Raw genomic sequence first — 12,189 nt, forward strand, 5'->3', positions numbered from 1 at the left:
CCTATTTCTGCTTTTTTCTTGTGTGATTGTTGCGGATGGTTTTCTTGGGCTTCGGAGATTTACCATAGCCTTTCTTCTCGGAATGCCGGTCCCCGTCACGTCCTTCCCGGATCGGTCTGATCAGGCATTTTTCTCCATATCCAACCAGATCCATGCGTCCTGCGATCTTCAGGCCCTCCAGCACCAGCTCTCTGTTGGCTGGATTCTTATACTGCATCAGGGCGCGCTGAATAGACTTCTCATGGGCATTCTTAGGCACATAGACCTTCTCTCCCGTAAGCGGGTGGATACCCGTATAATACATACAGGTGGATAAGGTAGATGGTGTGGGATAAAAATCCTGCACCTGCTCCGGAGTAAAGCCAAGATCACGGACATATTCCGCCAGCTTCACCGCTTCCTTCATGGTACATCCCGGGTGGGAGGACATGAAATAGGGAACTGCAAACTGCTGCAATCCGGCTTTCTGATTCGCTTTATCAAATTCCTTCAAAAACTTCTGGTATACTTCATGGGATGGCTTTCCCATATATTTCAGCACCTGGTTGGAAACATGCTCCGGTGCCACACGAAGCTGTCCGCTTACGTGATATCTGGCAAGCTCATTGAGAAAAGTCTTGTCCGGATCTGCCAGCACATAATCAAACCGGACACCAGACCGGACAAATACCTTTTTTACCTTTGGAAGATTACGCAGCTTTCGAAGAAGGGACACGTAATCCTTGTGGTCAGTAGTCAGATTCTTACAGGGCTCTGGAAACAGGCAATGCCGGTTCTTACAAACGCCCCTGGTCAGCTGTTTCTGGCAGGAAGGCTGGCGGAAATCTGCAGTAGGTCCGCCTACATCATGGATATAACCCTTGAAATCCTTCTCTTCTGTCATGTGAACGGCTTCTTTTAGGATGGATTCGTGGCTTCTGGTCTGCAGGATCCTTCCCTGATGGAAGGTTAAGGCACAAAAGCTGCAGCTTCCAAAGCAGCCACGGTTGCTGGTAAGGCTGAACTTGATCTCCTCCAGTGCCGGGATCCCGCCGTCTTTTTCATACATGGGATGATAGCTTCCCACATAAGGAAGATCATATACATCATCCATTTCATTCTGGGTAAGGGGAAGAGCTGGCGGATTCTGGATCACATAGCCCTTATTTCCATAAGACTCTGCCATGGTTCCTGCTGTAAACGGATCCGTATTCTGATACTGGATGGCGAAGCTTTTGGCATAAGCCATCTTGTCTTCTTTTACTTCCTTGTAAGAGGGAAGCACAATGGGTTCATAGGCGCGGGACAGGTCTTTGCACTTGTAAACCGTACCTGCCACATAAGTGATCTCCTCCACAGGAATGCCGCTGTCAAGAGCCTCTGCAATTTCGATTATAGAATGCTCTCCCATTCCATAGGAGATCAGATCAGCACCGGAATCTATAAGAATGCTGTGCTTCACCTTGTTTTCCCAGTAATCGTAGTGTGCCATCCTCCTGAGGCTTGCCTCGATCCCTCCAAGAATAATAGGAGTTTTCTTAAAAGTCTGACGAATGAGATTACTGTATACAATTACAGCCCTGTCCGGGCGTAAACCCATTTTACCGCCAGGAGAATAGGAATCCTTCTGGCGGTGCTTCTTCGCAACGGTATAATGATTTACCATGGAGTCCATATTGCCTGCACTTACAAGGAATCCAAGACGGGGCTCCCCAAGTACGGCAATGCTCTCTTTGTGTCTCCAGTCCGGCTGGGGGATGATTCCCACCTTGTAGCCCCGGCTCTCCAGAAGACGGCTGATGATGGCTGTTCCAAACGAGGAATGATCCACGTAAGCATCTCCTGTCACATAGACAAAATCCAGCTGTTCCCAGCCTCTGGCCTCCATATCTTTTTTTGTAACTGGTAAAAATTGTGACATCTATATTTTTCTCCTATGTACTGCCCTGCTTCCAGCCGCCTGCGGATGCTAAAATGCGAATGGCCTGGACAGTCATGTATTTTCAGTTACTGTTCACTCTGTGACCAGTAACATTTTTCGGACAGATTTACGAAATGCAGCTCTTACCCGGCTGATGTCCGACTTCATGGTAGACAGCCTGGGCGCGGTAGCCTTCCGCAATAATATCCAGCTGTCTGTGAAAACGCTCCAGCTGTTTCAGATCCTTGGTATGGAAAACCCTGAGGAACTCCGTCTGGATCTTAATCACCTCCCGCTCGCTGGATACGCGGTAAAGGTTCTCTATATTATTGAGAATATCCTTCACAAGATTCGACTGCATCTGTGAAGAATTCTGAGCATCCATGATCTCATTTCGAACAGAGGACATCTCCTGATCCAGCAGAATGATGGCATCTGCCGCATTGGTCAGACGCTCTGCCACATGAGGAGGCATGTCTCCTTTATACTTGTACTGAAGAGAATGCTCAATGGTAGCCCAGAAGTCCATTGCCATGGTACGGATCTGGATCTCCGCCTGCAGCTTCCGGGGACCATTTAAGGTTTCCACTGTATAATAAATGATCAGATGAAGACTTCTGTAACCGCTCTGTTTCACATGCTTCAGATAATTCTTCTCGCTCTTGATGGTCATATCAGACCGGTTCTGGATCAAAGACGCTACTGTCTCAATATCTTCCTCAAACTGGCAGATAATACGGATTCCGGCAATGTCTTCTACTTCCTCCTCCATGCGCTCCATGGGAATATGCTTGCGCTGCATTTTCTCCAGGATGCTGGATACACTTTTCACACGTCCGCTTACCTGTTCAATGGGGGAATACAGATCATTTTCTCTGTGTTCGCTGATAATGTGCTCAAATTTGACGATCAGTTCCCTGACCGCCAGCTCGTAGGGGCATAAAATGCTTCTCCATAACTGTATTTCCATATAATTCGCTCCTTACCGGATATGGGCAAAATAACAGGACCTGTAAAACCTGTTCTGCTGCTAAATACTTGTGAGCTGCCCATATGTTTAATCATTATAGCATATATTTCGAAAAATTTGTTATCAATATGTATACTTTTTTACTTTTTTCTCCATAGCACGTAAAACATAGTAAGGGTTCACACTCAGCTCCTCTTTTCCCTTTGGATTTACATAGATCCCAAGATGAAGATGGACCGGAAATTTTCCGGAAGTTCCTTCCTCTCCGTATCCGGTATTGCCCATAAATCCAAGAATCTGTCCTGCTTCTACCGTTTCCCCGATCTGAAAATTCTTTTCATAGGATTCCAGATGGGCATAATAAAAATACCCGCCATGGGAAGAACGGATCCCGATCCGGTATCCCCCAAGAGGAAGCCACCCGATTTTTTCTATGCTGCCAGAAGTCATAGATATCACAGGATAAAATCCGGACTGGGAAATTGCGCCAAAGAGATCACAGCCTTCGTGCTTCCGGCTTCCACCATAGCTTCGGTCAGCCCCAAAGGTGTTTCCATAAAAAATCTCTTCTTCTATTTCTCCATCTGCCCTGACAGGAATGGGAAACGTTTCCAGATCTTTCCAGACAGCCAGGTAACAGCTTCTCAGATCATAATAGTCTTCTGGTTTGAAGCGCAGGTAAGCTTCGTTGTTCCGGGAAAGACGTCCTGGAAAAAATTTTCCATTTAACATAGTTGTGGTAAGAAGATCGGCAAATTCTCTGTCCGAATACTCTTTTTCATCAAGCTGTGCATAAAGCTCAGGTCTCAGGGCCTGTTCACGGAAGGCTTCTGTAAAACAGGTATCCGCATTTAACAGGGAAGCCTGGCTTCTTTGCTGAATAAAATTCTGAAGCAAGGTAAGTAACAGCAGGAGAAAAAGAAGAAGGAGCAGATATTTTCCGGTCTTTCTTTTCATGGCATTTCCTCTCTTACACATATGGGAAACTATAGGGTAAATTTTTTACCCTCAGATAATATATGGGAAAATAGAAAAAATAGAACAAAAAAAGCAGCTGCACTGAAAATATATCGTACAGCTGATTTATATAGTGATATCTTCATCGACGGCGTGCCTGCAGGCAGATAAAACCATCAATCCCTCAAGGCTTCCAGAACCTTCACCAGATACTCCCAGACACGCTTTACTGATGGCATGTCCAGACGCTCTTCGTAGGTGTGAATGTCCAGAATATTCGGGCCAAGGGAGGTGCAGTCAAGGCCTTCCATTCTCTCATAGAAAAGGCCGCATTCCAGTCCGGCGTGGATGGCAACCACCTGCAGATCCTGGTGATACATCTCCTTGTAAACTTCAACCATTTTATCACGAAGCCTGGAATCCTTGCGGTATTCCCAGGCCGGATAATTTCCCTCTGTATCATACTCGCCGCCAAGAAATTCGCTGAGATACTGGATTTTGTGGGAAAGGGCTTCTTTTGCAGAGCCAACAGAGCTTCGGATGCTTGTCTGCACAAATAATTCGTCCCGGTACAGCTTCATAATTCCAGGGTTACAGGAGGTCTCTACCAGCCCCTCAATGGTTCCGCTCATTTTCTTCACCCCGAAAGGAAGGTTCATAAGGAAGAAAATCACCTTTTCCTGGCTGGTGGGATGGAGAACCTCTGCATCTTCATTGCCTTCCTTTGTTACCTGAATGGTAATGTTCTCATCAGAGCCTGCGTATTCTTCCCGGAAAGCAGCCTGCATTTTCTCTGCCTGGGAAGTGACCAGGGAAACCTCTTCTGGCAGGACCAGAAGCGCTGCGGTACATTCTCTTGGAATAGCATTATCCTTCAGGCCGCCTTCTAACTCCTTCAGGGCATAGCCGCAGATTGTGCCAAGCTCATAAAGGAACTGTCCCATAAGAATATTGGCACTTGCCCGGTTTTTGTGGATTTCTGCGCCGGAATGACCGCCAGTAAGACCGGTAATTTTTACAGATACTTTTTCGCCGGAGGCTTCTACCCTCTGTACCGTAAGATAAGAATTGCCACTTACGCCGCCTGCACAGCTCACCCAGAGGCGTCCCTCTTCTTCAGAATCCAGATTGATCATCCTTCTGCCCTTCAGCACACTGCAGTCGAATCCATCTGCGCCAAGCAGTCCGATCTCCTCGTCAACTGTAAAAACAACTTCCAGTGCCGGATGGCTGAAATCGGTACTGTCAAGGATTGCCAGCCCGTAAGCAACTGCGATTCCGTCATCTCCCCCAAGGGTGGTTCCCTCAGCAGATAAATAATCCCCATCCACTCTTAACTTCAAGCCCTCTGTGGTAAAATCGTGCTCCACATCCGGGCGCTTTTCACAAACCATATCCATATGTCCCTGAAGGATCACGGTTGGAGCATTCTCATAGCCAGGGGTGGCTGGCTTGTAGATGACAACGTTGTTCATCTCGTCCTGTACATATTTCAGCTGGCGCTCTTTTGCAAAATTTACCAGATAATCGCTGATCTGCTTTGTGTTTCCAGAACCGTGTGGAATACTGCAGATCTCTTCGAAATAGTGAAAGACATTCTTCGGTTCATAGTTTTCTAAAATAGCCATGTGAAATTACCTCCGGGTTTTGTATTCTTTTATGTGTTTTACGGTATTTAAATGAAAAGTCCTAATATAAATTTTATATACGGCTTTTCACTTTCCTATTTGGTGATGCCGCTGATCAGCAGCATGTCCGTTTATCTTCAAAAATAATGCAGTTTTTTATAAATTGTGAGGTTAACATGAAGAAAAAATTCTCTCTGCTTCTCATTTTTCTGTTGTTGCTTTTCCTCCTGTGCTTTCCGGCAAAGGCCCTTGCCGCTTCCAGGGATGGACTGAAGCTGTGGCTGGAAACCTTGTTTCCCACTCTTCTGCCCTTTATGATCCTTACCGGGCTCCTGGTCCGTACAGATGGAATCACAAAAATTTTACATCCAATTGCCCCTTTTTTCAAGGTAGTTTTCGGACTTTCTCCAGGGGGAGCCTATGTCTTTCTTCTTGGACTGCTCACCGGTTATCCCATGGGTGCAAAGTTAGCGGCAGATCTGTATTATGCCGGGAAAATCAGCCGCCAGGAGGCTGAGTATCTTTTAACCTTCTGCAACAACCCAAGCCCTGCATTTCTGATCACCTATGTGGGACAGATCTGTCTGGAAGGGCAGATAAAGAACGGCGTGCTTGTGGGAATTTTGATTCTGGCAGATATGATCTGTATGTGTTTTTTCCGTTTCGTGTTACATAGAAAAAATTCTGTTCCATCCTTCTATCCCGAATGCAAAAGACCTATAGCTCAAACCACAGCCGGGCTTCTTGATTCTGTGATCATGAACAGTTTCGAGACAATGGCAAAATTAGGAGGCTATATTCTGCTGTTCTCCATCCTTTCAGCAGCCATCGGCCATTTCTGGTTTCTGCCGGAAACGGGAAAATATCTTTTCCTTGGAACACTGGAAATCACCACCGGACTTCACGGGCTTTTATTATCTGGTTTCCCCTATCCATTGCGCATGCTCCTGGCCCTGTGTATGAGTGCATTCGGCGGGATCTGTATTATGGCACAAACAAAAAGCGTACTTGGAAAGGAACTTTCCCTTCACCTGTACGCTTCTGCAAAATGTATGAACACAGCAATCACAGCTGTGCTCACACTTATATTCTTATGTCTGCTATAAATGCAGTAGAATTAGTTATCTCCAAGCTCGTCCAGAAGTGCTTCGTCTTCCTTGGAAGCCTCTGTATCAGCCGGCTGATAGGAACCGGACATAGCAGCTGCCTGAGCGGTCTGCGGTGCAAGCTCCTGACGGTTGTGGTTTACAACATCCATGCATGCCTGAAGAGCATCGATGAATCCTTTATACTTGCCGCCTGCATCTTCAAGAGTCTGAGTAAGTACGGAACCGATATTCGCCATCATGTCGTCTGTATAGGTGATGGCGCTGAGACGAATGCTGTTGGCATCCTGTGTAGCGGAATCCAGAATCTCCTGAGCCTGACGGTTCGCTGCATTGATGGTCTCGTTTGCCTGGGCATATGCCTTCTGCATGATCTCATGCTGGGTAACAAGCTCCTGAGCTTTGTTCTGTGCATCTGCGATCAGGGCATCAGCCTTAGTCTGTGCATCCTCAAGGATGGCATCCTTATTGCTGATGATCTTCTGATAACGTTTGATCTCGTCTGGTGTCTTAAGACGAAGCTCACGAAGAAGCTCCTCGATCTCTTCCTTATTCACTACAATCTTAGTTGTAGAAAGTGGCTGATATTTACAGCTGTCTACATACTCTTCGATTTCTTCAATGATCTGTTCAATTCTGCTGCTCATAGTAAACTCTCCTTATTCTATTTCTTCAAATCGTGCATCTTTTTCTTAACAGCTTCGGTAATTTCCGGCGGAGCAAATTTGCTCAGGTCGCCATCATAGCTTGCTACCTCTTTCATAATGGTAGAACTAAGGTATGCGTATTCCAGGCTTGTCGTCAGAAACACGGTGTCAATATCCGGAGCAAGTACCCGATTGGTCTGTGCCATCTGAAGCTCAAACTCAAAGTCTGTTACTGCCCGGAGCCCACGCACGATTACCTGTGCATGATTTTCTCTGGCAAAATTTACAGAAAGACCCTCGAATGCCTTGATCTCTACATTCTCCATGTCTTTTGTTGCCTTTTCTAGTATATTAACACGTTCTTCCACAGAAAACAACGGACTTTTTGCAGAATTATGCAAAACTCCCACGATTACTTTGTCGAAAGAGACGCTTGCCCGCTTGATTATGTCCAGATGTCCGTATGTGGCCGGATCAAAACTTCCTGGATAAACAGCTATTACCATGTATTTTTCTCACTTTCCCCGGCATAAAAAGATATGCTTATTGGTTTTGTATTCTTTGGAACGCAGCTGTCTGTAGCCAAGGTCTTCCACATAGCTAAAGTCTGTAGCCAGATCCGCTTCTATGATGATCAGTGTGTTCTCATCCAGAATACTGCTGTCCTGAAGGTATTCCAGAACCTGGCGCTCCAGCTCATGGTTATATGGAGGATCCATAAATATGCAGTCGAAAACACCCTTTCCTTCTAAGGAACGAATGGCCTGCAGCACGTCCATGTTCAGCAGTTTACCACTCTCTGCAAGTTTTGTAAATGTAAGATTTTCTCTTATGCAGGTACATGCCTTGGGATTTTTCTCAACAAAAACAGCCTGAGCAGCTCCACGGCTTAATGCTTCGATGCCGATCGCGCCGCTTCCGCTGAACAGATCAAGAAATCGACAGTCCAGAAGTTCAGGCTGAAGAATATTAAAAAGAGTTTCTTTGATGCGGTCTGTGGTGGGGCGTGTCTCCATGCCCGGCACAGTTTTAAGGTTTAGTCGTCTTGCTTTTCCTGCGATGACTCTCATTTCAGATTCAGTCTCCAATCCAGATCGCCACGGGCCAGTCCCAGGATAAGAAGTTCTGCGGTAGCGATATTGGTCGCTACTGGAATATTATACTGGTCACAGCGCTTTACAATGGCTGTGATGTCCGGCTCCTTCGGATCTATCATAACAGGATTATAGAAAAGTATTACCATATCCAGATCCTGCCGCTCTACCATTTCCATGAACTGCTTATCGCCTCCGATACTGCCCGGTAAAAACTTGTGGACATGAAGGCCGGTAGCTTCCTCAATTCGTCTTCCTGTAGTGCCGGTAGCATATACCTCATGCTTGGCCAGGATGTTCTTATAAGCGATACAGAAATCTTCAATGAGAACTTTTTTGCTATTATGTGCAATGATACCTAAATTCATAGTTCACCTCTCCCATTTTTTTCTGTTTATTGTAACAATTATAGCAAATTGACAAAAGAAGTGCAACAAAAACGTTTGAATATATACAAAATTCATTGATTGTTAACATTTTTTACATGGAATGACCTTTGTGTATTTTGCCGAAAAATCATACTTTTTTCGAGATCAGCTGTTCCATCGTATCTAACAATACCTGAATATCAAAAGGCTTTGCAATATGGGCGTTCATTCCGGCGCCCATGGCTTTCTTCTTGTCTTCGTCAAAGGCATTGGCGGTCATGGCAATAATAGGGATCCGGGATTTGGGACCTGGCATTTCACGGATTGCCTTGGAAGCTTCATATCCATTTTTATTTGGCATCTGGATATCCATCAGGATCAGATCATAATGATCCGCCGGGTTTGTTTTCAGCATATTGACGCAGATCTGTCCGTCCTCTGCCCGTTCCACCTGGAAGCCATGTTCCTCCAGAATCGTGATGGCAATCTCTGCATTCAGATCATTGTCTTCTGCCAGAAGGATACGTCTGCCTTTGAAATCTGTTTTTTCAGTCTCTGCCGGCTGATGACGCAAAGATGCGACCTGTTCTTCTGTGGCAATAAGGAATGGCAATTCAATGGTAGTCCTGGCTCATTCCGATTCCAGTGTCTTCGATCACAATGCGGGCAGAAACATAGCCTTTTTTTTGCATAAACCATGTCTTTGTAGCGCTGCTGTTCAAACTGCCAGTATCCAAAGGATACCAGGGCCGCCAAAGCGGAAGCAAAGAAAAAGTATCCCCAGAGGATTAAATTGGAAATCCAGCCGTTGTGGGGAGAAATTTCCACGTACCAGGTATCATTTGGCACATCACAGGCAACCTCCAGGGCAAATTCCAGATTTACGTCATTGCACTGGGTAATTGCCACATCTTCATCAGTGCTCATATTATGTTTCCAAACCTGATAATGATATCCAGCAGTTTCCAGAGAATCCAGGTTCAGCTTTTCAATAAATTTATCCCAGTTCAAAACCAGGAGCGAAAATCCCCAGAATTGTTTGTTCCCATCTGAAGCTTTTGTGTATACCGGATCAAAAAGCAATACTCCGGTGCCTCCCTGCACCAGTTCAAAAGGACCTGCAATGGTATATTGACCGGTTTCCTTCGCCAGCTGGGCTTCCTTTTTTCGTTCTGGATGAGTCAGCATATCAAGACCAATGGCCTCTTCGTTTCCTTCCAGAGGATAAACCTGGGATACAGTGCCGCTTTTCGCAAGTTCAAATGCCTCAATCACATGGGCGTCATCCTGCAAAAGGCTGCATAAGGAAGAATAAGTCTGATCATCCAATGTATTTCCATTTTCTACTATATTTTTCAAAAAATCGGAAGCAACCAGATACTGATCCATCTGGGAGCCGATTCTGTTTACCATCGATTCTGCAGTATAGGTTGCCTTCAGTTTTTCTTCTTAGATCTGATTCTGATTTAATATACTGGTAAAAATCATTACCACAACAAAAGCAGCGCAAAAAACAAGTGCAGTACGCAGTTTAATTGTTTTCCGATTTGTTTTTCTTTCCATAATCCAAACATGACTCCTCATCTTTATCATGAATGAGCCTATCGTGCCATACTCTGGGGGATTTGTCTATTTATGGAAATTTCCTAAAGCAAAAAAATTCCTGTATTTGGCAGTTCTGCTTCCTACAGGAAATTTTTACGTTCATTATAATTGAATATCTGAGATATCATCAAAAGGCAGCAACTCGCCCTGCTCCATCTGGATCGTCTTTTTGAAATAGTCGATTTTTTTTACTTTCCCGGAGATGGTGCGGTAGGCACCGCCCTCTTTCCTCTTATCCGGGACAAAATAGGTAACGGTTATCACAGGCCCCTTGGAAAGCTCCGCCTCCAGCTGATGAAATTTTTCATCCAGAAGCTGCTTTTCTGATTCGTCCAGTTCCACCTTGGGCTGTGTCAGCCGCTGGGTTTCTCTGGCTGCGGCTTCATAGCCGGTAAGGGCAGCGAAGGGGGAAAACTGGGCAGCCCGATCCATGATGTCCATTTGCGGATGGAACTTTGACACATGGTGGGGCAGATTTATGATGTCGTCGTATTTGTGGGATTCGTGTAATAGTGGCATAATAAGGTTCCTTCCCCCTGTTTTCCTATATCTATATAACAGTTACTGTTCACGACAATACGCTTCAGGCTGAACTTCTTGTGTTTTTTATGAATTTTGTTCTCCTCTCATGAAACAGCAACTATACAAGATCAATCTTTGAGAATGTTCTGATTTTTATCTGCAATAGGATTTTATACTGGATTTTAGTCTTTCCAGTCCATCCTTCAGGACATCCATTCTGCATGCCAGATTCATTCGCAGGAAGCCCTCTCCACTGTGGTATTCCGGTCCGTCAGAAAGATATAAGCCGCTGTCTGCGCGGATAAATTCACAAAGGTCACAGCCCTTTCGGAAAATTGCCTGGCAGTCCAGCCACAAAAGATAGGTGGCTTCGCCCTTTACTGCGTGGATCTCCGGGATTTCCTTTTCAATAAATTCTTCTGCATATTGTCTGTTTTTCCAGAGGTATTCTTTCAGATTGTCCAGCCACTCTCCGCCTTTATTAAAGGCTGCAATAGGCGCGATCGCGGCAAACACATTCGGCTCTGCCACTTCGTCTGTATTTAATCCACGGTTTACCTTGTGACGGATAAATGGATCCGGAATGATCACAGCTGCAGTCTGGATTCCTGCCAGATTAAAGGCTTTGGTTGGCGCCACACAGGTAATGCTGTTTTTGCGGCAGTTCTCTGAAACTGAGGCAAATGGTACATAATCTTTATCCGGCTTTATCAGGTCACAATGGATTTCATCCGACAAAACCAGCACATGATGTTTCACGCAGAGATCGCCCATCTTTGCAAGCGTTTCCTTGTCCCAGATTTTTCCAACCGGGTTGTGAGGATTGCAGAAAATCAAAAGGGAGGTCTGTGGATCTGCCAGCTTCGCCTCAAAATCTTCCCAGTTAATCTCATATCTGCCATTCTGGTAGGTCAGCTCACACTCCAACGGATTTCTGCCGTTATTTACAATAGAGTTGAAAAAGATATTATAAACCGGAGTGAGTACCACCACCTTTTCGGCTGGCGTAGTCATCTTTCTCACAATGCTGGAAATAGCAGGAACTACGCCAGTACAGAAGATCAGCCAGTCCTTCTCAATCTCGAAATTATGGCGTGTCTTCCACCAGTCCTGGTACGCCTTATACCATTCATCTTCAATTAAGGTATAGCCAAAAACGCCGTGGCTGGCACGTTTCATAATGGCTTCTGTAACTTCCGGAGCGGTCTGAAAATCCATATCCGCCACCCACATGGGAAGTTCGTTTTCCTTTACATCCCATTTCATACATCCAGTTCCGCGGCGGTCCACCGGCTGGTCAAATATCGTTGTCTGCATATATGTTATCTCCTTTAGCACTTATCAAGCATCCATTATCAGCTTCTTCGGTTCTTCTATAAATCTATCATAAAC

13 protein-coding genes are annotated in these 12,189 nt (G+C 45.4%); 1 reads left to right on the plus strand and 12 read right to left on the minus strand.

Annotated elements, in window-relative coordinates:
• Position 1: 1 nt before the first annotated feature.
• The 4 genes from ACTQ50_RS01815 to ACTQ50_RS01830 form a co-directional block, all read right to left on the minus strand.
• Entirely contained in the window at positions 2–1,900 is a 1,899-nt protein-coding gene (locus ACTQ50_RS01815) for a YgiQ family radical SAM protein (RefSeq protein WP_441482726.1), read from the minus strand.
• A 127-nt stretch (positions 1,901–2,027) separates the two neighbouring features.
• On the minus strand, positions 2,028–2,870 hold the full coding sequence (locus tag ACTQ50_RS01820) for a GTP pyrophosphokinase (RefSeq protein WP_295303843.1): 843 nt from the start codon (positions 2,868–2,870) through the stop codon (positions 2,028–2,030).
• Positions 2,871–2,993: 123 nt separating this feature from the next.
• Positions 2,994–3,827, minus strand: coding sequence for a M23 family metallopeptidase (locus ACTQ50_RS01825; protein ID WP_441482727.1), 834 nt, complete (start codon positions 3,825–3,827; stop codon positions 2,994–2,996).
• A 176-nt stretch (positions 3,828–4,003) separates the two neighbouring features.
• Positions 4,004–5,455: an aminoacyl-histidine dipeptidase gene (locus ACTQ50_RS01830; RefSeq protein WP_441482728.1), complete on the minus strand. Its 1,452-nt coding sequence runs from the start codon at positions 5,453–5,455 to the stop codon at positions 4,004–4,006.
• Positions 5,456–5,631: 176 nt separating this feature from the next.
• On the opposite strand from ACTQ50_RS01830, the gene ACTQ50_RS01835 reads away from it, so the two are divergent.
• Positions 5,632–6,561 (plus strand): hypothetical protein, encoded by a 930-nt coding sequence (locus ACTQ50_RS01835; RefSeq protein WP_441482729.1) that lies wholly within the window; start codon positions 5,632–5,634, stop codon positions 6,559–6,561.
• A gap of 11 nt (positions 6,562–6,572) precedes the next feature.
• Here ACTQ50_RS01835 and ACTQ50_RS01840 read toward each other — a convergent pair whose 3' ends face one another.
• From ACTQ50_RS01840 to ACTQ50_RS01875, 8 genes are all read right to left on the minus strand, one after another.
• On the minus strand, positions 6,573–7,208 hold the full coding sequence (locus ACTQ50_RS01840; RefSeq protein ID WP_295303834.1) for an ATPase: 636 nt from the start codon (positions 7,206–7,208) through the stop codon (positions 6,573–6,575).
• A 17-nt stretch (positions 7,209–7,225) separates the two neighbouring features.
• A complete protein-coding gene (gene coaD / locus ACTQ50_RS01845) occupies positions 7,226–7,714 on the minus strand; it encodes a pantetheine-phosphate adenylyltransferase (RefSeq protein WP_441482730.1) in 489 nt (162 codons plus the stop codon).
• A 9-nt stretch (positions 7,715–7,723) separates the two neighbouring features.
• Entirely contained in the window at positions 7,724–8,278 is a 555-nt protein-coding gene (gene rsmD / locus ACTQ50_RS01850; RefSeq protein WP_441482731.1) for a 16S rRNA (guanine(966)-N(2))-methyltransferase RsmD, read from the minus strand.
• On the minus strand, positions 8,275–8,670 hold the full coding sequence (locus ACTQ50_RS01855; RefSeq protein WP_021926957.1) for a methylglyoxal synthase: 396 nt from the start codon (positions 8,668–8,670) through the stop codon (positions 8,275–8,277). The genes rsmD and ACTQ50_RS01855 overlap by 4 nt, the downstream gene beginning before the upstream one ends.
• Positions 8,671–8,818: 148 nt before the next feature.
• Complete coding sequence (locus ACTQ50_RS01860; RefSeq protein WP_441482732.1) at positions 8,819–9,244, minus strand: response regulator; 426 nt, start codon at positions 9,242–9,244, stop codon at positions 8,819–8,821.
• Positions 9,166–10,083, minus strand: a complete 918-nt coding sequence (locus tag ACTQ50_RS01865; RefSeq protein WP_441482733.1) for a CHASE domain-containing protein — start codon at positions 10,081–10,083, stop codon at positions 9,166–9,168. The genes ACTQ50_RS01860 and ACTQ50_RS01865 overlap by 79 nt, the downstream gene beginning before the upstream one ends.
• Positions 10,084–10,377: 294 nt before the next feature.
• A complete protein-coding gene (locus ACTQ50_RS01870) occupies positions 10,378–10,794 on the minus strand; it encodes a hypothetical protein (protein ID WP_441482734.1) in 417 nt (138 codons plus the stop codon).
• 156 nt (positions 10,795–10,950) lie between these two features.
• Positions 10,951–12,114, minus strand: a complete 1,164-nt coding sequence (locus ACTQ50_RS01875) for a MalY/PatB family protein (RefSeq protein WP_441482735.1) — start codon at positions 12,112–12,114, stop codon at positions 10,951–10,953.
• Positions 12,115–12,189: the final 75 nt, after the last annotated feature.

Origin of the sequence: Blautia sp. Sow4_E7, assembly GCF_052116245.1 — a bacterium.
GTDB lineage: Bacteria > Bacillota > Clostridia > Lachnospirales > Lachnospiraceae > Blautia_A.

Bases quoted from the DNA above. Each gene is read 5' to 3' on its own strand.
- ACTQ50_RS01815 (WP_441482726.1), bottom strand. From the start codon at position 1,900: ATGTCACAATTTTTACCAGTTACAAAAAAAGATATGGAGGCCAGAGGC.
- ACTQ50_RS01820 (WP_295303843.1), bottom strand. From the start codon at position 2,870: ATGGAAATACAGTTATGGAGAAGCATTTTATGCCCCTACGAGCTGGCG.
- ACTQ50_RS01825 (WP_441482727.1), bottom strand. From the start codon at position 3,827: ATGAAAAGAAAGACCGGAAAATATCTGCTCCTTCTTCTTTTTCTCCTG.
- ACTQ50_RS01830 (WP_441482728.1), bottom strand. From the start codon at position 5,455: ATGGCTATTTTAGAAAACTATGAACCGAAGAATGTCTTTCACTATTTC.
- ACTQ50_RS01835 (WP_441482729.1), top strand. From the start codon at position 5,632: ATGAAGAAAAAATTCTCTCTGCTTCTCATTTTTCTGTTGTTGCTTTTC.
- ACTQ50_RS01840 (WP_295303834.1), bottom strand. From the start codon at position 7,208: ATGAGCAGCAGAATTGAACAGATCATTGAAGAAATCGAAGAGTATGTA.
- coaD (WP_441482730.1), bottom strand. From the start codon at position 7,714: ATGGTAATAGCTGTTTATCCAGGAAGTTTTGATCCGGCCACATACGGA.
- rsmD (WP_441482731.1), bottom strand. From the start codon at position 8,278: ATGAGAGTCATCGCAGGAAAAGCAAGACGACTAAACCTTAAAACTGTG.
- ACTQ50_RS01855 (WP_021926957.1), bottom strand. From the start codon at position 8,670: ATGAATTTAGGTATCATTGCACATAATAGCAAAAAAGTTCTCATTGAA.
- ACTQ50_RS01865 (WP_441482733.1), bottom strand. From the start codon at position 10,083: ATGGTAAACAGAATCGGCTCCCAGATGGATCAGTATCTGGTTGCTTCC.
- ACTQ50_RS01870 (WP_441482734.1), bottom strand. From the start codon at position 10,794: ATGCCACTATTACACGAATCCCACAAATACGACGACATCATAAATCTG.
- ACTQ50_RS01875 (WP_441482735.1), bottom strand. From the start codon at position 12,114: ATGCAGACAACGATATTTGACCAGCCGGTGGACCGCCGCGGAACTGGA.